We start from the raw sequence: 20,352 nt of genomic DNA, 5'->3' as shown, positions 1-20,352 counted from the left end.
AGGGGCTCTTCGCGGCATTTATCAAGGAGGAATCCCTGTGGCACGATTCAACATTTTTGGCAGCGTCATTCTGACCGCTGCCCTCGCGCTGGCGCTCGCCGGCTGCAACGGCGCGCCAGCCGACACGGCGGCGACGCTTTCGCCGCCGCCAGCCACGTCCAGCGCAACGCCGCTGGACGGAGCAGCCCCTTCGGACGCCGGGCCGAAGGGGGAGAGCGCGCAGCCGTCCGACACGGCGGCTGCGGCAACGGCTTCGCCGGCGGTCGGCTCGCCGGCGACGACAACGGCGCCGGTCGATATGGCCGCGGCGCCGGAGGCTTCGGCGCAGGCCGCCGGCCCAGCGCCGGGGGGCTCCGCGGCCGCGGCGACTCCGCCGGCCTCGGGCGCAACGCAGCCGCCGCGTCTCGGAGCGGCTGGGCCTCCCGCAGCCGCGGCCAAGGCGACGGTGCGCATCAGCATTGTCGGCGACCGCGACAAGGGAACGATTCTCGCAGCGGTAAGCGCTCCACTGCAGGATAACGACACCGTCATCGACGTGCTGCGCCGGGTGACGAAGGAAGCGCGCATCCAGATGGAGACGCGCGGCAGCGGACAAGCGGTCTACGTGGAGGGAATCGCCAATTTGTACGAATTCGACAAGGGCGGCAAAAGCGGCTGGCTCTACCGCGTCAACGGCGATTTTCCCAACGTAAGCGCCGGGGCGTATCCGCTGAAAAAAGGCGACAGCGTGGAATGGTTGTACACGCTCGACATGGGCAAGGATGTCGGCAAGGAAGATGCGGCCGGCAGTAACGACCAAGCGGGGAACCCGGCGAAATGATCGCCGGGTTTCGTACGCTGCATCCGCTGCCGGTTTTTATGTATTACGCAGCGGTCATGCTGCTGGCTATGCTGCTGCTGCATCCGGTCTTTTTGCTGACGGCGCTGGTCCTGCTCGGTTTATGGAACGTGACGATTCGCGCGGGAGAGCGGATGGGGCGGACGTTTGTGATTTTTATGACGGTTGGCATCGCATTGTTTGTGCTTAATCCACTGTTTTCCCATCGGGGAGAGCATATTTGGTTTTATTTGTGGGAGCAGCCCATTACGCTGGAATCGGTTTGCTACGGATTGACGATTGCGTTGTCGACGCTCTGCATGCTGTTTGCGTTTCAGTCATACCGGCAGATCCTGACATCGGACCGGTTTTTGTATCTGTTTGCTGCGCTTTGGCCGAAGGGTGCGCTGATGACGCTGATGACGATGCGATTCGTGCCGCTGCTCGATGAGCGTTTGCGGATGATTGCCGATGTGCAGCGGACGAAGGGCATTTCACTGGCATACGGTACGCTGCGACAGCGCGCTTCGGCGGGGATGAAGCTGCTGCTTGTGCTGTTGACGTGGTCGCTGGAGGAGGCGCTGCAAACAGCAGATGCGATGAAGGCGCGGGGCTTTGGAGCCGGAGCGCGCAGCACGTATCGGCGGTTTGGTATGCGTGCGCGGGACTGGCGGGCAGTCGCAGCCGTGGCGCTACTGCTGGCGGTCTGTCTGGTCGGCCGGGTATACGGATTCGGCGTATTGGAAATTTATCCGTCGCTGCAGGCATGGTGGCTGAGGGGCTGGGAATGGCTGGAGTACGGGGCGTTTGCCGGTCTGGTGGCTTTGCCGTTGTTCATGGAAGGGAGGGAGTGGCTGAGATGGCGTTTATTGAAATAGACCGATTAAGCTTCACCTACCCGGAGGAGCCGCAGCCGGTGCTGCGCGACATTACGCTTGCCGTGCGGCAAGGCGAATTTATCGTGCTGTGCGGTCCTTCCGGCTGCGGGAAAACGACGCTGCTTCGCCACCTCAAGACCGAGCTGCAGCCGGTTGGCGAACGGGCCGGAGACATCCGTTATCAGGGTCGTCCTATACAGGACCACGATCTATTGACGTTGGCCGGAGAAATCGGTATGGTTCAGCAGGACCCGGATAATCAGATCGTGATGGAGCTGGTGCTGCAGGAGCTGGCGTTCGGATTGGAAAATATGGGGCTGTCCACTGATGTCATGCGCCGGCGAATTGCCGAACTGACGCATTTTTTCGGACTGGAGAGCTGGTTGGACAGGAAGACGCACACGCTGTCAGGCGGACAAAAGCAGCTGGTCAGTCTGGCTGCGGTGCTGCTCCTGCGGCCGCGCGTGCTGCTGCTCGACGAGCCGACGGCGCAGCTCGACCCTGTGGCGGCGAAGGAGTTTTTGCATATGCTGCACAGGCTGAACGAGGAGTTCGGTTTGACCGTGATCGTGACCGAGCATCGGCTGGAGGAGCTGTATCCGATCGCCGATCGAGTGATTATGCTCGATGAATGCGGGCGTATACGTTACGACGGGACGCCGCGTGCGGTGATTGCACAGGTGCAGACAGCGCTGAATGAGCCGTATGCGGCTTATTTGCCGTCGCCGGCCCGATTGTACGCTGCCCTGCAAGATCGGCTGCCCGCTGCAGGTGCGGGCGCAGCTGCCGCCGCTCCTGCGTCTGCGGGCTGGCCTGCAGCTACGCCGCCGCTCAGCGTCAAGGAAGGCCGCGATTGGCTGCGCGGCTGGCTGGAGCACGCGGCACAACAGTCAGGTCGTGCAGCGGCCGTCACGCCGTCGCCCGAGCCGTCCGCAACCGGCCAGCCGGGCACGCCGTCGCCCGAGCCGTCCGCAACCGGCCAGCCGGGCGCGCCGTCATCCCGGCCGTCCGCAAGCGGCCAGCCTGGCGCTCCGCCGGCCGGGCCTCCGGCAGCGTGCCGGTCGGCCGCTGCGCCCAGCGTGCCGCTGCCGCCTCCGGACGCGTCTGCCCGCCCCGTGCTGCTCCGCTGCCGTGATGTCGCCTTTCACTACGAGAAAGGCGCGCGGCCGGTGCTGCGCGAGCTCGATCTCGACATCGCCGAGGGCGATTTTCTCGCGATCGTCGGCGGCAACGGCACGGGTAAATCGACGCTGCTGCGCCTGCTTGCCGGTCTCGGCAAACCGAGCCGCGGCCGTATAACCCTCCGCGGCGTCGAGCTGCGCAAATACCGCAAAGACACGCTGTACCGCGAGCTGGGGTATTTGTCGCAAAACCCGCTGTCCTACTTCGTCGAGGACACCGTCGAAGAGGAGCTGCGTCAGGCCGCAGCGCGATCGACGCTCAGCGACCCGGACGCGCGGCTTCGCGAGCTGGTCGCGCTGCTGGAGCTGGCGCCCGTGCTCGGCCGGCATCCGCACGACCTCAGCGGCGGCGAGCGGCAAAAAGCGGCGCTCGCTTGCGTGCTGCTGGCCGGGCCGAAGCTGCTTCTGCTCGACGAGCCGACCAAGGGGCTCGACCCGCAGATCAAGGCGGCCTGGGGCCTGCTGCTGCAGCGCTTGCACGCTGACGGCGTGACGATCGTGCTCGTGACGCACGATATCGAATTTGCCGCGGCTCACGTGCACAAATGCGCGATGCTGTTCGACGGCGCGATTACGTCGGAGGGAACGCCGTCGGTTTTTTTCGGCGAAAACTTTTTTTACACCACGGTGCTGAATCGGCTCGTCCGCGATGATTTCCCGCATGCGGTTGCTGAAAAGGAGGTGCTGGAAGCATGTCTAGGCATCGCATCGCCTTTGTAGCCGCAGTTGCGTTGTTTTTGGTCGGCATGGGGCTGATCTCGACTGTTTTTGACGAGCAGTATATGCTGATCAGCTTTGCGCTGGTGATCGTTGCGCTGCTGCCGTTTTTTATCCGCTTCGAGCTTCGCAGCATCCAGGCCCGCGAGCTGGTGCTGCTGGCGCTGCTGGCGGCTATCGCCGCGATCAGTCGCGTGCCTTTCGCTCCGCTGCCAAGTGTCCAGCCTACAAGCTTCGTTATTATCGCTTCAGCGCTGGCGTTTGGTGCAGAGAGCGGTTTTCTGATAGGAGCCGTCGCGGCGCTGGTTTCCAATATGTTTCTGGGGCAAGGCCCGTGGACACCGTGGCAGATGTTCGCTTGGGGGATGATCGGCTGGTCGGCCGGGCTGCTGAATGTTCGCGGCAGACTGGCGTCGCACCGTTGGGCGCTGCTGCTGTTCGGCTTCGGCTGGGGCTTACTGTTCGGCTGGATCATGAACTTCTGGAGCGTAACGGGCCTGCTCGCGCTGCATGACTGGTCTGCTGTTGCTGCGATTTATGCAGCCAGCTTTTACTTCGATCTGGCCCACGCGCTGTCGAACGTGTTCTTTTTGGCGTTGTTTGCGCGGCCGTGGCTGCATATTCTCGCGCGCTTCAAGCGGAAATACGGACTATTGAGCACAGGAGCAAGTCGTCCGGGCTAAAAAATCGCGTTCCGGGCCTGCTGGCACCACCGTGGCGCATCCTGCCAAGCGCTGGACGTACCTTGCGCTTCGCACGCGATTCTGGCCGTCAGGCGGCTTCCAGGTCCAGGCGCATCCCGCCAAGCCTTCTTTGCCCGGCTTGCTATCCCACCGCCGCGCCTCCCACACAAAAGCCTCACGCCGTTTCTCCGGCCTGAGGCTTTTCGTTTATCCGGTTTTGTATGTAAACCGGTATTGATTTTTTCCGCTATGCTTGGCCGCATACATCAGCCGATCGGCTTCGCGCAGCAGCAGCTCGTCGCTTTGCTCTCCGCTGGCTGTATAAATGCCAATGCTGGCCGAGACGCGCAGCCAGCCGTTCTCAAACGCTACCGGCTGCTGCAGCTCGTCGATGAGACTGCGCGCAAGCGCGGTCAGCTCCTGCTCCGTGCTGTCCTTGAGCACGATGGCAAATTCATCGCCGCCCAGCCGTGCCACGCACAGCGCTGTCGCCGCGATGCGCTTGAGCTGCTCCGCCGTATGCTGCAGCAAGTAGTCGCCGGCGTGATGCCCCCATGCATCGTTGACCTGCTTGAAGCCGTCCAGATCGATCAGCGCCACCGAAATTGGCGTGCGCCTGCTGGTCTGACAGGCCTCCTGAAGCAGCTGCTGAAAATGGCGGCGGTTGGACAGCCCGGTCAATGCATCGTGGTAGACCATGTAGGTAATTTGTTCTTCGGCTACCTTGTAGTCGGTAATGTTGGTCAAGATGACGTACAGAAAATTTTGCTCCTCGGCATCGATATATTTGCTGCTGACCTTGAAATACGTCCTGCGCTCCCCGGTCTCCGCGTAATATTCCCCTTCGAGCAGGCCGGTCGGCTCCGGCTCCTCGGCATCGGCCCAGCTTAACAGCTCCCGGACGTTCAAGCCGTCCAGCTCGGAGCGGATTTCCTGAAACGCTTGGCGGGCCGCCGGGTTGGATTCCTTGATCGTCAGCTCGTGGTCGAGCAGCAGCACCGGCATCGGCGACAGCTCGTGCAGCACCATGTATTTATTTTCAACCGAAGGCATAAACGAATAGCGGGTCATGGAATAGCGGATGAATCCGGCAAAAATCAGCAGCGCAAAATTGGCGGCGTCCGGGATGTCAAGCTTGCGCAGCGGCGTATCGAAATAAGCGACCACAGCGAATAAAATGCCCCAGCTGGCGCTGGCCAGAATGCCGGTCAAAATCAAAATAAACTGCTTGCTGTAGAGCGCCTTGTGCAGACTCGCCCGGTTCTGGCGAAACGAATGGCGAAAAATAAAAATCGAGACGATCATCGTATACAGCGCCAGCCCGATAATCAGCATATCGAGTCCCTTGGACGGGTAGTAGTGGGTGAAATAGGCGCCATGCGAAAATTCAAGATAGACCCAGCTCGGCTTGCACAGTAGCCCTATGCCGCACGGAACGGGGACATAGGCTAACAGAGAGTACCAGGAGCGGGTCGTTGCGGAAAATTTTAAAGCCAGCTCCTTGACGAACAGCAGCACGAACGTGAGCAGCAGGGTGGCCGGGAAAAACGTCAACAGCAGCACAAGCCGTTCGCGGTAGGCTTCCGGGTGCAGCCCGACGATAAAGCAGGAAACGGGAATAAGCGAAAAGACAACAAAAAGCAGCGCTGTTGTTTTGTGCAGCCGGTCTTCCTTATTACGGATATAAATTTCTGCGGACATATATAACAAAACCAGAATCGGCGTGAGGTAGATCAGCAAAGAGAGCAGATAGATCAGCATGGGACATCCTCCTGAGGGCTGGCGCGAATCGGCTTTGGCGCCCACTCAAGTTACGTTTCGCTATAACGTCGGGAAACTCCTCCCATTCAGGTTGCTAGCGCCGGCAGCTAATTGAAAGCGGAGGAGGCCCGGTCCTTCTTCATTCGGTACATGCGTTCGTCGGCTTTTTTGAACAGCTCGTCGGCGGCTCTGCCGTCTTCGGGGAACCGGCTTGCGCCGACGCTGGCCGTCACGGTAAGCTGTTGGCCGGTTTCCAGCAGCATCGGCTCGCCGAGCGACAGGCCCAGCTGCTGGATAAAGCGCACGGCGTCTTGCGCGCCGGCCGTTAGCGCCACGAATTCGTCGCCGGCCAGCCGCGCCGTAAATACAACGTCGCCGGCCAAATTGACCATCGTCCGGGCAACGTAGCGCAGGGTGGCATCGCCGCAGTCGTGACCGTACGTATCATTGATCGTCTTGAAATTGTTCAGATCGAGCAAAATGAGCGAAAAGCCGCTTTGCTGCTGGAGCAGTCGGTCGACTTCGCGCTGGAAAGCGACGCGGTTATGCAGCCCGGTCAAGCCGTCATGGTAAGCAAGATACGTCACCTGGCGCTCCTTGAGCTTCATTTCCGTAACGTCGCGGACCATGATGAATTGCAGCGTTTCTGCGCCAACGACCATAAATTCGGAGTCCAGCGCGATGGTCCTGACTTCGCCTTCCGCGCAGTTCAGGGCAATTTCCTTGCCGCTCATCGGCTGCCGGTCGGCAAATCGAGCTTCATAGTCGCGTCGCCATTCGCTGCGCTCCTTGAGCGGCACGCAATCGAGGAACGACACGTTGGGGGCGGGCAGCTGCAAAATGCGCAGCGCCAGAGGACTGGCTTCGCGAATCTGGCCATGACGGTCGGCGATCACAATGCCCAGCGGTGAACGCTCGAACAAAATATTGTAGCGGCGCTCAAACGACGGCAAGTAATTGTGCTTGACCATGTTGATGTAGATCGTCAGCACGAGGAAAATCAAGCCGTGCAGCTGCAGCTTGTCCAGATGAAAGCGGTCGGCATGGAACATGGTGCTCGTCATACCGACGAGAAAGCCCCAGGCGGTCGAGAGAATCAGGCCGGTCAGGAATACCTTGGCCGGTCCCGGCTCGGCGCGAAACAGCGGCACGAACAGTCGAGCGATGACAGCGACGACGCTGGCCACGACCAGCCAGAACATCCACATGCCGGGGCCTGCCTCGTAGACGGGGATACCGTCCGGGCCAAGCCCCACATTTTTAATCGTGAAGCCGTTGATCGGCAGCAGTACCAGCTGGAGCAAGATAGGCGCGAATACCAGCTTGTAACCGAGAGCGTATTTTTTTTCATAAACCTTGACATAGAGATACCAAAAATGAACCACGGCGGCAATCAGCAGCAGGATGATCGAAAAAATACCGTACACCTGCAAAGCCGACCTGTGCGCAACAGGCGCGGTATGGACGAGAAAGGTGCCGAAAAATAGCAACGAGCTAAGCGCAAAAACGAGCGCTGTCGTGCGGTACAGCGGATTGCGGGCATGTCGGCTGAGCACGAGCGCAGCCAGCGCCAGGATCCCGGCGGCCGGGGCCAAATAGAGCAATGAAAGCACATACATATTCATCATGGCTGCAACCTCTTTTCAGACAGATAGCGGAAGGCTTTTCGTTTATATAACCTCATGCTATCATAATAACACGACACAAGGGTCGGAATTTGCAAAAAAAACAGGAGGCACTTCAATTGGGCATTCATTATCGGCGCAAGCACGAATCAGAAAGTGTGCGCCAGCAAATTGTCGAGGTTGCGCTGGAGCTTTTTTTGACCCAGGGATATGAGAGCGTCTCCATGCGCAAAATCGCCCAGCATATTCAGTATTCGCCGACGACGATCTATAACTATTTTCAAGATAAACAGGACGTGCTGTTCCATTTGCTGAAAAGGGGCTACGGCATTTTTCTCGATGCGCTGCTTGCCAATACGCAGGCGTATGCCAATGAGCCGTTTCTGGTGCAGTTCCGCACGACGCTCCACGCCTATATCCGCTTTGGCCGCGAGCATCCGGACTATTACAAGCTGATTTTCATTCACAATCCGGAGCAGTTCCGGCGGCTGATCGATTTGAGCGACAGCGACCGGATGCGCGGCTTGCAGCTGCTGGAATCGCATCTGCGCGAGGGGATGGAGCTCGGCGTGCTGCGCATGGACGACGTGACGCGCGCGAGCCGCTCGGTGTGGGCGTCGCTGCACGGTCTGGTGCATTTGCTGAACAGCTTCCCTCCGTTTCTGTGGCCGGAGCCGCAATTGGTGATCGACGATCATGTCGAGCTGATCATCCGCAGTCTGATTGCCCCCAAGGCCCGACAGGACGAAGCTTAGGGGAGCTCCCCGCTCGTCTTTTTCCGGCTTGCCCCGCATAAGGTGGTAATGGCGCTTTAGCAAGCCAAGGGGGGAGTGGGGGCGATGCCGCTGCTGCGCAAGCGGCGTTGGAGAAGCCGGCCGACGGGCAAGGCGAGCCGCCGCAAGGCGCTGCTCGTCGCGCTGCTGATTGTTGTCTTGTTCGCCGTTCAGGCGTTTATTTTCATCGATCGGAATCTGCGGCCGCCGCTGCTCAATCTGGCGAAGGTGCGCGTGCGGCAAATCGCCACGCAAGCGATCAACAGCGCGATTGCCGAGCATGTCGCCAAGCAGACGGACGCCGAGCATTTGATCGATTGGAAGACCGGCGACAACGGCAAAATTACCGGCTTTACGCTGAATTACGCCGAGCATATGCGCATTACGTCGGATACGATTACGACGGTGCAGCGCGAGCTGGGCAGCCTGCAAAGCGTGCCGGAGCACATTCCGCTCGGTCAGGCGATGAACAGCGCGATTCTGGCTTCATTCGGCCCGGAGATTCCCGTCCGGCTGCTGCCGGTCGGCACCGTCAAGGTCGATCTGAACACGCGCTACGAGAATGCCGGAATCAATATGATTCTGGTCGAAGTGTACGTGCGCATTGTGGCCGAGGTGTCCGTCATCATTCCTTTTGATTCGGACACCGAAGTCGTGGAAACCGAAATTCCGGTTTCCTATTCGCTGGTAGTAGGCGACGTGCCGACCTACTACTTCGACAACAAGGGCAACCCGGTCGGCAGCACGAAGGACGCCGTGCCGCCGGGACTGTCGCTACCAGTCCTGCCTCGCTCGGGCGCTGCCGATTCGCCCGGCGCGTCTGCTCCGCTGCCCGGCACGCCGGCAGCGGGAGCGGCAAGCTCGCTGCCCGCGGGCGCGAGCGGGGGCACGCCGGCTGAGGGGAAGCCCGCGGCCGGCAACGGCAAATAGCCGCTCGTGGTCGAGAGCGGCTATTTGGTTTTGGCGCGAGCCCGTTCCTCGCGCTCCCATTTGCGCAGCTGCGGGTACGGGTCAAAGGGCCAGTCGACGAGCCCGTTGTCCCGGTATAGCCCGAAATGCAGATGCGGGGGAAATTTGCCGGACGTGCCGGGCTTGCCGTAGCCAGAGCTGCCGACCCAGCCGAGCGTCTGGCCGGGCTTGACGACGTCGCCCTCGCGCAGCCCTTTCTGGAAGCCCGACAGATGCGCATAGTAGTGGTAGACGTTGTTCAGGTCGCGGATACCGATGCGCCAGCCGCCGTATGGATTCCAGCCTTTTTCTTCGATGACGCCGTAACAGGTGCTTTTGACCGTGACCCCGGAGCGGGCGAATAGATCCGTGCCCTCGTGAATGCGATAGCCGCCCCAGCCGCGGCTTGCGCCCCAGGTGCTGCGATACGAGTAGTCGGCGCCAAGCGGCAACGGAAAAGCGCGCTCATATAGATCGAGCTTGCCGAACGTGTCGTAAATGCGGGCAAACTGCTCGATGCGTTCGACGCTGCGGGCGTTTTGATAATAATTCCATAAGCTGATGCGCACATCCTCGGGACGTGTGCCCAGCTTGGTCACCAGCGCCGACATCGCGGCCAATACGTCGAGATCGTTGCTGCGGTCGGCGATTCCGTCGCCGGAGCCGTCGCGGCCAAAGCCGTTAAACAGGGCAATCGACTGCGGATTCGTATCGTGCGCATCCGGATTCAGCAAGCCGGTCCAATCGGCCTCGGCAAAATAAATGCCCACGAGCCCCGGGGACGCCGGGCGCTTGCGGACTGCCGTCAGGTTCCGCTCATACTGGTCGATGGCCGCCAAATACGTCCAAGGCACGCCGCTTAACAGGCTGACGTGCTCAAACAGCTCCTTGCGCGCGCCTGCCGCCGCCGTCGGGGTTTGACTCGCAGCCGTTGGCGAATGCGCCAGAACGTTCGCTGCGTTCGCTGGCAGATCGGGCGCATCGAGGTTCAGCAGCAGACTGAGCCCCACCACCCGGGTCCAGAATCGTTTGCGGTTCATCTCCAACCAACCTCCCTGTTTTGTTAGTTCTTAGGATGCGCGTCCCGCTGTATTTTATCCTTGATCCCGGCAGTCGCTGCGGTTTTGTTGGCGGCGTTTTTTTGCTATGATCGGGAGGAGAGGTGAGGAGAATGGGCTTTGATCATCGGGAAGAGCACGTCGACGACGGCATGCTGCTTGTGCAGGCCAACCTGGACGACATGAACCCCGAGCTGACGTCCTACATTACGGACAGGCTATTTGAAGCGGGAGCGAACGATGTCTTCTGGGTGCCGATTATTATGAAAAAAGGCCGGCCCGGCATCATGTTGAACGTGCTGCTGGACGAGCAGCGTCTGGCAGAGGCTGAAGCGGTTATCTTTGCCGAAACGACGACGCTGGGCATCCGGTATTTGCAGGCGTCCTGTCACCGGCTGGCCCGTGAGTTCGAGACGGTGCCAACCCGCTGGGGGCCGATGACGGTTAAGGTTGGCTATCATCGCGGCCGGCTGGTGCAGTTTGCGCCGGAATTCAAGGAATGCGAGCGCGTTGCCCGCGAGCACGGCGTGCCGCTGAAAGTCGTGTACGACGAGGTTCGGGGCCACTTTGCCGGCAAGCGTGGCGCGGATCCCGACGGACAGCAAGCTTAGCGGCTCGGGGATGCCGGCGCGCAAGCGGGCAGGCGAGGCTGGAAGCAAGCAGGCCGAGCCAAGAGCTGCCTTCGATATACAAACACAACAAAACGCCCTCCCGGCAGCAAGCCGGAAAGGCGTTTTTTGTTAGGACAAGCGCTCGGCGCAATGGTCGTGATCGGACAGTTTGTGAACGTCGTGTCCGGCGGCATGAGCCGGTAAAGCGCCGGCTGTCGAGACATCGGAGTCGTCCCCGTCGGCATGGTGCTGGTGCTCATGTCCATGATGGCTATGTCCGCCGTCGTGGTGCTGGTGGTCATGTCCGTGATGACTGTGTCCGCCGTCGTGGTGCTGGTGGTGGTCATGTCCATGATGGCTATGTCCGCCGTCGTGGTGCTGGTGGTGGTCATGTCCGTGATGGCTGTGTCCGCCGTCGTGGTGCTGGTGGTGCTCTTGTCCATGATGGCTATTTCCGCCGTCGTGGTGCTGGTGGTGGTCATGTCCGTGATGGCTGTGTCCGCCGTCGTGGTGCTGGTGGTGGTCATGTCCGTGATGGCTATGCCCGCCGTCGTGGTGATGGTGATGGTCTTCATGGCTGTGTACATGCCCGTCAACGGCCAAATGCTCATGTGTAACCTGCCATTTGCCGATGTAGGGATCGGTTTTGCCAACGACAACGCGCAGCACGTTCGGCTGGTTGGGCAGCTCGCGCGTTCCCGCTCCGTAGCCGATGGATTCGACGACCATAGACGGGAAGCTTTTGGCAAACTCGTCGACAAGGCCGGAGATGATGCCCGCTCCTGTAGGAGTAGTCAGCTCCAGACTATAGTTGGTCGATGCAATCGGCATGCCCCGCAGCATTTCCAGCGTTGCCGGAGCGGGAACGGGGTAGATGCCGTGGTCGATATGAATCGTCCCGGAGCCCAGCGGCACCGGCGACGCGTAGATGCGTTCGATCTGCAACGAATCGATCGCCAGCGCCACCGCTACGGCGTCGACGATCGAATCGATCGCGCCAACCTCGTGGAAATGAACACGGTCGAGCGGAATGTCATGAATTTTTGCCTCGGCTGCGCCGATTTTGGCGAAAATCGCCAGACTCAGCGCCGTTACCCGCTCGTTAAAGCCCGCTTGGCTGAGGATGCGAATAATGTCGGCGTAATGGCGGTGATGGCGCGGAGGCTGCTCGGGATCGAGCAGCACGTCGAACTTGAGCGCGGAAATGCCGCGCTTGACGACGCGCTTCCATTCCAGCGTGTATGGCTCGAGCTTAATTTTTGCCAGCTCATCTTCAATATAATCGCGATCGGCTCCGGCATCGACAAGCGCAGCGACGGTCATGTCGCCGCTGATCCCGGAGAAGCAGTCCAGATAAAGTATGCGCACTGCGGAATTCACGCTCTTTTCGAAAGGTTTTTGTTGATCAGTCCGGCGTAATACCCGGCGCCGAAGCCGTTGTCGATGTTGACGACGGCGATGCCCGGCGAGCAGGCGTTCAGCATCGACAGCAGCGCGGAAATGCCGGCAAGGTTCGCACCGTAGCCGATGCTCGTCGGCACGGCAACAATCGGCTTGGATACGAGACCGCCGACCACGCTGGCCAGCGCGCCCTCCATGCCCGCGACGACGACAATCGCATTGGCGTCGCGGATCAGATCCAGCCGGCGGAACAGTCGGTGAATGCCGGCTACGCCGACGTCGTATACGCGTTCGACGTGGCTGCCGAAGCATTCCGCGGTCAGCGCGGCTTCTTCGGCCACCGGCAGGTCGGACGTGCCGGCGCAGACAACGGCGATGTAGCCTTCGTGTACTTTGAGAATCGGGCGTTTGAACCAGGTCAGCGCCCGCGCGGCTTCATGGTAGCTTACGCCTTCCACGGCTGCGCAGACGGCAGCGGCTTTGTCCGGATCGATGCGCGTGGCCAGCACGCGGTCGATGCTTTCCGTCAGCCTGCGAAAAATCGCAATAAGCTGCTCTGTGCTTTTGCCTTCTCCGAAAATCACTTCGGGAAAGCCGGTGCGCTTCTCGCGCTCCAAATCCAGTTGGGCGAAGCCGAGGTCGGCTGTGCCGGGCGAGCCCAGATCACGCGTAATTTGCTGCTTGGCTTCTTCGACGTCAAGATCGCCCGTCCGCACGAGCTTGAGTATTTTTTCCAAATCCATCATAGGGACGCTTCTTTCACCTTTTCTTTCGTTGCTTCAGACAGCACCTCGTTCATGCTGCCGGTGCGGTAGCCTTGCAAATCAAGCGTAACATACGTGAAGCCAAGCTTCGTAAACTTCGCGTGAATCGCGTCGCGGTGCTCAAGCACCTTGCCGATTTCCTCCGGCATCACTTCGATGCGGGCGATGTTGTCGTGATGGCGCACGCGCACCTGATAGAGACCGAGAGCCGCGAGGAACGCTTCCCCCTCGTCCAGCTGGTCGATTTTCCATTTCTCGATCCGCGTTCCGTAAGGAATCCGCGAAGAGAGGCAGGCAAAGCTGGGCTTGTTCCACGTAGGCAGTCCGAGCTCTTTGGACAGCTGGCGGATTTCCTCCTTGGTCAGCCCCGCTTCCTGCAGCGCGCTGCGCACGCCTTGCTCGTTTTTGGCCTGCAGGCCGGGACGGTAATCGCCGAGGTCGTCGACATTCGAGCCGTCAAGAATATAAGGATAGCCAAGCTCCTTGGCTAGCTGCTGCAGATGCGAATAAAGGCCCGTCTTGCAGTGGTAGCATCGATCGGGATTGTTCGCGACAAAATTCGCGTTGTCCAGTTCCTTGACCTCGGTGCGGTGGAGCTGCACCCCGAGCTCTTGCGCCAGCTGTACGGCAGCGTCAAATTCTCTGCTCGGAAACGTTTCCGACGCCGCGGTGACAGCGAGCACCTGGTCGCCAAGCTCCTGCTGGGCGCGCTTCAGCACGAAGGTGCTGTCCACTCCGCCCGAGAAAGCGATCAGGACGCGGCCCATCTCCCGCAGAATAGCGCCGAGCCGGCGGTCTTTTTCGCGTGTTGCTTCTTGAATATTCATGCGTTTGGCCTCCCTTGCAGCGTCCGGTTACAGGCCGGAGCGCCCAAAACCCCATCCTGTTCAGTGTACCATATCTGCCGGGCAAAGTGGATTGTTTTGTCTTTCATTCATGTTATAATAGCAACAGCGAGGAAACCATGAAAAGGCGGTACATGCCGATGCCTGCAAAACCGATAGAGAGAAAGCCGGAATGGCTGAAAATCAAGCTGAACGCCGGCGACGACAATTTTAAAGAAATCAAATCGATGATGCGTTCGAAGACGCTGCATACCGTTTGCGAGGAAGCCAAATGTCCAAACATCCACGAATGCTGGGCGAACCGGACGGCGACTTTTATGATATTGGGCGATATTTGTACGCGAGCCTGCCGCTTTTGCGCGGTCAAGACCGGCCTGCCGACCGAGCTGGATCTGCAGGAGCCGCAGCGGGTGGCGGAAGCCGCCGAGCAGATGGGGCTGCGCCATTGCGTGGTCACGTCGGTAGCCCGCGACGATCTGGCCGACGGGGGAGCGTCGATTTTTGCCGAATCGATCAAGCAAATTCGCGCGCGGCTGCCGCTTTGCAGCGTTGAGGTGCTGATTCCCGATTTTCTGGGGCGCGAGGCGTCGCTGGCGACGGTGCTGGAGGCGAAGCCCGATATTTTGAACCACAATATGGAGACGGTGGAGCGGTTGTCCGACCGCGTGCGGTCCAAAGCCAAATATCGCCGCTCGCTGGAGCTGCTGGAGCGCTCCAAGCGCATGGCTCCGAATATTCCGACGAAGTCAAGCATCATGCTGGGCGTCGGGGAAGAGTGGGCGGAGGTGCTGCAGACGATGGACGACCTGCGCGCTGTCGGCTGCGATATTATGACCATCGGCCAGTACTTGCAGCCGACGAAGACGCATTTGTCCGTCGAGCGGTATTACACGCCGGAGCAGTTCGCGCTGCTCAAGGAAGAAGGCATGAAACGCGGGTTCAAGCACGTGGAGTCGGGTCCCCTGGTGCGGAGCTCCTATCATGCGCATGAACAGGTGCAGGCGGCTACGAAGGCGTAGGGCTTCGCCGCTTTTGGGAAGGGGAGACGTCACGGATGATTCATATCGGGAACAAAACATACGAGCTGATCAACGAGCACAAAAACGCCTGGAACTACGAGGTGTTCCGCGACCGCTACAGCGAGGTGCTGGAACGCTACGATTACATCGTTGGGGACTGGGGTTATAACCAGCTGCGGCTGCGCGGTTTTTTCAAGGAAACCAATTCGAAGGCGACCAAGGAAAGCTCGATCGCGTCGTTGCAGGACTACCTTAATGAATATTGCAACTTCGGCTGCGCATATTTTATCGTCGAAAAAGTCGCCAATAAGGCACCAGCGGGCGCAAGCCCGAGCCCGTCCGGTGAGCAGGGCGCAGGTCAAGAGGAGGGAGCGGCCCAGCAGCCGCAGCCAAGCGCCCGGGTTCACAGCCATGCGCCGAGGCCCCGGCACGAGCACAAGCGCGAACGCGAGCCCAGACCGGAGCAGCCCGCCCGGCAGGAGCACGGCCACAAGCAGGACCATAGGCAGGACCACAAGCAGCAGGAGCCCAAGCAGGAGCAGACCGGCAAGCAGGAGCAGCAGGACGAGGCTCCCCGGCAGGGTCACAACCAGCAGGGGCAAGGCCGGCGCCAGCATCAGGGCCGCGGCCAGCATCACGGGCGCAACAGCCAGCAGCATCAGGGCCATAACCAGCAGCAAGGCCAGAACCACAATCAAGGTCAGAATCAGGGTCAGAACCAGCCGGCCAATCAGGGGAACAAGCACAATCCGCATTCGTCTGCGCGGCCAGAGTCGGGCAGCGGCGCGCCAACGTCCGGGTAAACGCCCGCTCCAGCCTCAGAAGGGAACGCACCTTCTGAGGTTTTTACTTTTTTTGCAACATTTATTGATAAAATATAAGATTAGTCTTATGCTGGAATTAACAGGCAAAAACTGAATTGTGAAGATATCGGGGAGTACGGGTATGCGAAAGCAGCAATGGATGAAAAGCGCCTTCGCTCATGCGCCGATTGGCATCGGCATGGCGGATTTGAACGGGCGCTGGTTTTTTGTAAATGAAGCGTTTAGCGAACTGTCGGGGTACATGGAAGATGAGCTGCTGGCGATGTCGTTTGTCGACATGACCGAGCCGGAGGATCTGTATCGGGAAGCGGTGGTGCTCGATCAGCTCATGGCGCGGAAGCTGGAGCGTTACGAGTTGGAGAAGCGTCTGATCCGTAAAAACGGGCAAGCTCTCTGGGTCAGCGTGGATGTGGCGATGCACAAGGAGCGCCGAGCGGAATCGCCCTATTTGCTGGTGTATGTCAAAAATATTCATGAGCGCAAGCTGAACGAGCTGGCTTTGAAGGAAAGCGAGCTGCGTTACCGCAACTTGTTTGAGCATGACCCTGATATGATCTACGCGCTGTGGCAGAACGGCTCGATGCTGGTTCTGAATCATGCCTGCGAGCAGCTGACCGGCTACGAGCCGAATGAGCTGGTTCAGCTCAATACGTTGCTGGACAGCAGCGATCTGGAACGCGTCGGCCGCTCGTTCGACAAGGCGAGCAAGGGCTTCCCGCAATCGTACGAGCTGGAATTTCGCCACAAGAGCGGGCATACGATCGGCGTCAGCGTCGTGCATACAGCTGTTGTCATGGACGAGCGGGAGCCAGTCGTGTACGGGATCGCCAAGCGGCGCAGCGATTCGCCCAAGCAAAGCGCAGCGCTGAAGGAGAGCGAGGAGCGGTATCGCCTGTTAGCCGAGCATTCGGTGGATATGATTTGCCGGATTGCTCCTGACGGGGAGCTGCTGTATGTATCGCCGGCCTCGCGGACGCTGCTCGGCTATGAGCCGGAGGAGCTGATCGGGCAATCCGGCTACCTGTTCGTGCATGAAGACGACGCGGGCCCGCTGCGCACGCGCTGGCAGCAGCTGGACGCACCGGCGGATCGCGGCGTGTACAGCTACCGGCTTGTCCGTAAGGATGGACAAGCGGTGTGGATCGAGGTCGCGAGCAAAATCATCCGGCATGAGCTGTCGGGCGAGCATCTGGAGACGATCAGCGTATTTCGCGATATGACGCTGCAGCGGCATCGCGAGGAAAAGCTGCGGCTCAGCGAGGAGATGTCGGCGCTGGTCGCCAGCCATGCGCAGGATCTGATTACGTATACGACGCCGGACGGTTTTTTCGGTTATGTCAGTCCGTCGGTGGATCGGCTGCTCGGCTACAAGCCGGAGGAGCTGATCGGCCAGCACAGCTTTGCCCTGCTTCACCGCGACGATATTTCATCGGTGCTCGATTCGCAGCTGCTGCACCATGCCGACGTGGACATGTTTACGCTCCGCATGCAGCACAAGAACGGCAGCTATGTCTGGATGGAATCGATGGTGAAGATCATTCGCGACGAGGAAGGGCGGCTGGAGAAGGTGCTTGGCATCGCCCGCGATATTACCGAGCGCAAGATGGCGGTGGACGAGCTGAAGGAGCAGGAAGAGCGTTACCGCCAACTGGTGGAGCATTCGCCGGATGCGGTCATCATCAGCTCGGAAGGCGAATGGCTGTATGTGAACGACACAGCGGTCAAGCTGTTCGGCGGGTTCAGCAAGGAGCAGGTGATGGGGCATTCGCGGACGTTTATGCCGGGCGGCGACTTGGCCGGCGATTGGAAGCAGCAGGCTCCGGTTGCGGCGGGCCAACCGCAGGAACCGCTGGAGCAGCGCTTTGTGCGGCTGGATGGACGGGTGATCGATGTCGAGGTCAAATCGCTCGCAACCGTCTACCAGAACAAGCCAGCCGTGTACATGATCGTGCGCGACGTAACGGAACGCAAGATCGCCCAAGAGCGGCTGCAGGCGTCGGAACGGCTGAACGTGGCCGGCCAGCTGGCGGCAGGCATTGCCCATGAAATCCGCAATCCGCTGACGTCGCTTAAAGGATTTCTCAAGGTCATTCAGCCGGTGAGCAGCGGCAAAGAGGAGCATTTTGCCATTATGGTCGGTGAAATCGACCGGATCGAGCTGATTGTCAGCGAGCTGCTGATGCTGGCCAAGCCCGATCAGGGATCGGCAATTCGTCATCTCGATCTGGCGCAGGCGCTGCGGCACGTGATCACGCTGCTGGAGGCGCAAGCGCTGCTGAGCGGAGTCCAACTGGTTATGAAATCGACTGCAGAGCCGATGATTGTCCAAGGGGACGAAAATCAGCTCAAGCAAGTGTTCATCAACATGATCAAAAATGCGATTGAAGCGATGCCGCACGGCGGCGAAATCTGCATCGAGCCGCGGCGCTCCGGCGGCAAGGTGTGCGTGCTGATCACCGATCAGGGCGGCGGGATTCCGGCGGAATGTCTGCCGCGGCTCGGCGAACCGTTCTTCACGACGAAAGCGAACGGCACCGGACTCGGACTGATGGTCAGCTTCAAAATCGTCGAGCATCACGGCGGCAAAATCGGCATCAGCAGCGAAATGGGCCACGGGACGACGTTTGACATTCAGTTGCCGGCCAGCGGTTGAGGTGCGGCGGGCGTGGCAGTCAGGCAGCACAACATGGCACCCCAACAAGGGCTATGTGCCGCCAACCTTTCGCGCCGCAGGCCATTCACAAGAAGCTCGTCAGCTCCATCTGGAGCAGGCGGGCTTTTGTTTGTTTGCTTGCACGCAAAAAACACCCGCTCACTGGATGTGACGGGCGTCCGAAGCCTGAACCTACTTGATATCGTAGCCAATGAACGCTTCGCGAACCCGGTTCCAGAACGGAAAAGGCCGGAAGCGCGCGAATTTGACCTTGAGGTCGGCGGCGACGCGGCAGCGGATTGACTTGACGTCGCTGCGCTGAATGTACTGGTGGTCGATGGACAGCAGCATATGCTGGTGCTCGCGCGGATAAATGTCGCAATGATGATGCTTGGGCAAAATGATCGGCGAGCCCAGCGTCCGGTAGACGCGATTGTTGATCGAAGCGATTTCCGCGATCTGAATGGCCGCCAGCGACGGGTGGACGATAGCTCCGCCCAAGCTTTTGTTGTAAGCCGTGCTTCCCGAAGGAGATGAGATGCAAATGCCGTCGCCGCGAAACATTTCGAACTTCTCGTCGTTGATGTCGAGCTGCGCGACCAGCGTTTCCTCGATGCCCTTGAGCGTGAATTCGTTTAACGCCAAATGCGTTTCGATGCCGGCTTCCGTCGTCAGCTCGATCTCGACCACCGGGTAATGCACAACCGACAGTTCTTCGGGCGTCCGGGTCTGAAAAATCAGCTGCGCGAGCACGCCCAGCTCATCCGGCTTCCAGTCGGCAAAAAAACCGAGCCGCCCGGTATGAATGCCGACAAAAGCGATCGTCTCCAGCTGCTCCTTGTATTTGTGAAAAGCATGCAGCAGCGTGCCGTCTCCGCCGATGGACAATACGATGTCCGGTGCCTCCTCGCACAGCGGCGTGCCGTGCTCGGCCGCCAGCGTATGGAATTGCTCGGCGAGCTGTCTGGAGATATCGTCTCCCCGATGAACCAAAAAATATTTCAACTTGCGTTCCTCCTACCCTTCTTCCTTGCAATCGGCGGTTGCTAGCCCTGCCCGTTGACGGTGCTGGTGCAGTAATCGTCGATCCGGTACAAAATCGCATCCGGCGTATTGCAGAATTCGACCGCGATCCGGTACGAATCATTGGCAAAATTCGAGACGCGCACGATTTCTCCGCACACGGTCATCTTCGACGTTTGGCCCGGAAGCACAAAGCTCAGCTCCAGATAAAGCGGATAAAACATCCGGTTGGACGTAATAAAGGACAGGCCCCCTCCGCTGATATCGAGCATTTGCCCGGAAAAAACGGTGCCTGCATGGGTCGCTTTGCGGCGAAGCCCGACAATTCGCGCTGTAATCGGCGTGCGGGCGAGCATGCTGATTCGCGTATACTGCCGGCTCTGCTGCGTGGTCAGCTCACCAGGCACGGACAACGTCAAGAGACAGCTTGTCCGGCGTACATCCAGCTGCAGCAGGTCGACAAACGTGAAATACAGAACCCCCCGCTCGCGGAAGGAAAACTCGATAAACGAGACATGATCAAGCTTCTCAAGCGGATTGATACCGGGAAACTCCAGCAAAGCGGTAAACTCGGCAGGTCCGATGCGCTGAATCGCAAATTTATCCTCGTAGCAGAAGGGCTGCCCGTCATTCGTTTCACCAACGATGATCAGACGGCAGTCAGCCTTGGGCGCAAGTAACTCCAGTTCAATCGCTTGATTCCAATTCATAGCATCACCACTGAGAAGGATTTGCATACGACCGGCTAATGGCGTCAGATGCCCGGCAAGC

18 protein-coding genes are annotated in these 20,352 nt (G+C 59.7%); 10 read left to right on the top strand and 8 right to left on the bottom strand.

The annotated features are described in order from the left end of the window. Positions 1-37: 37 nt before the first annotated feature. From B5M42_RS13620 to B5M42_RS13605, 4 genes are read left to right on the top strand one after another with little or no spacing between them, the layout of a single operon-like run. The gene (locus tag B5M42_RS13620) at positions 38-820 is read left to right on the top strand and encodes a DUF4430 domain-containing protein (protein ID WP_134750860.1); all 783 of its coding nucleotides are present in this window, start codon (positions 38-40) and stop codon (positions 818-820) included. Continuing rightward, positions 817-1,695, top strand: a complete 879-nt coding sequence (locus tag B5M42_RS13615; RefSeq protein WP_134750862.1) for an energy-coupling factor transporter transmembrane component T — start codon at positions 817-819, stop codon at positions 1,693-1,695. Before B5M42_RS13620 ends, B5M42_RS13615 begins: the two co-directional genes overlap by 4 nt. Next, complete coding sequence (locus B5M42_RS13610; protein WP_167689702.1) at positions 1,677-3,596, top strand: ABC transporter ATP-binding protein; 1,920 nt, start codon at positions 1,677-1,679, stop codon at positions 3,594-3,596. Before B5M42_RS13615 ends, B5M42_RS13610 begins: the two co-directional genes overlap by 19 nt. Further along, positions 3,569-4,276: an ECF transporter S component gene (locus B5M42_RS13605; protein WP_134750865.1), complete on the top strand. Its 708-nt coding sequence runs from the start codon at positions 3,569-3,571 to the stop codon at positions 4,274-4,276. Before B5M42_RS13610 ends, B5M42_RS13605 begins: the two co-directional genes overlap by 28 nt. Positions 4,277-4,483: 207 nt before the next feature. Here B5M42_RS13605 and B5M42_RS13600 read toward each other — a convergent pair whose 3' ends face one another. Together B5M42_RS13600 and B5M42_RS13595 are read right to left on the bottom strand one after the other, a co-directional pair. After that, the gene (locus B5M42_RS13600; protein WP_134750867.1) at positions 4,484-6,037 is read right to left on the bottom strand and encodes a sensor domain-containing diguanylate cyclase; all 1,554 of its coding nucleotides are present in this window, start codon (positions 6,035-6,037) and stop codon (positions 4,484-4,486) included. Between the two features lie 107 nt (positions 6,038-6,144). Then, positions 6,145-7,665 (bottom strand): sensor domain-containing diguanylate cyclase, encoded by a 1,521-nt coding sequence (locus B5M42_RS13595; protein WP_134750869.1) that lies wholly within the window; start codon positions 7,663-7,665, stop codon positions 6,145-6,147. A gap of 116 nt (positions 7,666-7,781) precedes the next feature. On the opposite strand from B5M42_RS13595, the gene B5M42_RS13590 reads away from it, so the two are divergent. Then, positions 7,782-8,417 carry a TetR/AcrR family transcriptional regulator gene (locus B5M42_RS13590; RefSeq protein WP_134750871.1) on the top strand — a complete coding sequence of 212 codons (636 nt, stop codon included), beginning with the start codon at positions 7,782-7,784 and terminating at the stop codon, positions 8,415-8,417. Positions 8,418-8,501: 84 nt separating this feature from the next. Beyond that, positions 8,502-9,365 carry a sporulation protein YunB gene (gene yunB, locus B5M42_RS13585; RefSeq protein ID WP_230632896.1) on the top strand — a complete coding sequence of 288 codons (864 nt, stop codon included), beginning with the start codon at positions 8,502-8,504 and terminating at the stop codon, positions 9,363-9,365. Between the two features lie 20 nt (positions 9,366-9,385). On the opposite strand, the gene B5M42_RS13580 is transcribed toward yunB, so the two are convergent. After that, entirely contained in the window at positions 9,386-10,423 is a 1,038-nt protein-coding gene (locus B5M42_RS13580; RefSeq protein WP_134750873.1) for a M23 family metallopeptidase, read from the bottom strand. A gap of 131 nt (positions 10,424-10,554) precedes the next feature. Between B5M42_RS13580 and larC2 the strand changes: the two genes are divergently transcribed. Continuing rightward, positions 10,555-11,052, top strand: a complete 498-nt coding sequence (gene larC2 / locus B5M42_RS13575) for a nickel pincer cofactor biosynthesis protein LarC2 (RefSeq protein ID WP_134750875.1) — start codon at positions 10,555-10,557, stop codon at positions 11,050-11,052. A 129-nt stretch (positions 11,053-11,181) separates the two neighbouring features. Here larC2 and larC read toward each other — a convergent pair whose 3' ends face one another. Genes larC through larE form a run of 3 tightly spaced genes read right to left on the bottom strand, consistent with a single transcriptional unit; the run spans position 11,182 to position 14,044 of the window. Next, entirely contained in the window at positions 11,182-12,420 is a 1,239-nt protein-coding gene (gene larC / locus B5M42_RS25355) for a nickel pincer cofactor biosynthesis protein LarC (protein WP_329959315.1), read from the bottom strand. An 8-nt stretch (positions 12,421-12,428) separates the two neighbouring features. Then, positions 12,429-13,199, bottom strand: coding sequence for a nickel pincer cofactor biosynthesis protein LarB (gene larB / locus B5M42_RS13560; protein ID WP_134750879.1), 771 nt, complete (start codon positions 13,197-13,199; stop codon positions 12,429-12,431). Then, positions 13,196-14,044 (bottom strand): ATP-dependent sacrificial sulfur transferase LarE, encoded by an 849-nt coding sequence (gene larE / locus B5M42_RS13555; RefSeq protein WP_134750880.1) that lies wholly within the window; start codon positions 14,042-14,044, stop codon positions 13,196-13,198. The genes larB and larE overlap by 4 nt, the downstream gene beginning before the upstream one ends. 152 nt (positions 14,045-14,196) lie before the next feature. Between larE and lipA the strand changes: the two genes are divergently transcribed. The 3 genes from lipA to B5M42_RS13540 all read left to right on the top strand — a co-directional run bounded on the left by lipA (position 14,197) and on the right by B5M42_RS13540 (position 18,558). Continuing rightward, positions 14,197-15,081 carry a lipoyl synthase gene (gene lipA, locus B5M42_RS13550; RefSeq protein WP_134750882.1) on the top strand — a complete coding sequence of 295 codons (885 nt, stop codon included), beginning with the start codon at positions 14,197-14,199 and terminating at the stop codon, positions 15,079-15,081. Positions 15,082-15,116: 35 nt separating this feature from the next. Then, positions 15,117-15,884 carry a YutD family protein gene (locus B5M42_RS13545; RefSeq protein ID WP_209280665.1) on the top strand — a complete coding sequence of 256 codons (768 nt, stop codon included), beginning with the start codon at positions 15,117-15,119 and terminating at the stop codon, positions 15,882-15,884. Positions 15,885-16,026: 142 nt separating this feature from the next. Beyond that, positions 16,027-18,558, top strand: coding sequence for a PAS domain S-box protein (locus B5M42_RS13540; protein WP_134750884.1), 2,532 nt, complete (start codon positions 16,027-16,029; stop codon positions 18,556-18,558). Positions 18,559-18,750: 192 nt separating this feature from the next. Here the strand turns inward: B5M42_RS13540 and B5M42_RS13535 are convergent, their stop codons facing one another. Beyond that, on the bottom strand, positions 18,751-19,563 hold the full coding sequence (locus B5M42_RS13535) for an NAD kinase (RefSeq protein WP_134750886.1): 813 nt from the start codon (positions 19,561-19,563) through the stop codon (positions 18,751-18,753). Positions 19,564-19,604: 41 nt separating this feature from the next. Beyond that, positions 19,605-20,291 carry a PilZ domain-containing protein gene (locus B5M42_RS13530; RefSeq protein ID WP_134750888.1) on the bottom strand — a complete coding sequence of 229 codons (687 nt, stop codon included), beginning with the start codon at positions 20,289-20,291 and terminating at the stop codon, positions 19,605-19,607. Between the last annotated feature and the right edge of the window lie 61 nt (positions 20,292-20,352).

Origin of the sequence: Paenibacillus athensensis (assembly GCF_004514475.2) — a bacterium.
GTDB lineage: Bacteria > Bacillota > Bacilli > Paenibacillales > NBRC-103111 > Paenibacillus_AL > Paenibacillus_AL athensensis.
Note: the sequence above shows the minus strand (reverse complement) of the source record. Positions and strands in the feature narration are given on the sequence as shown.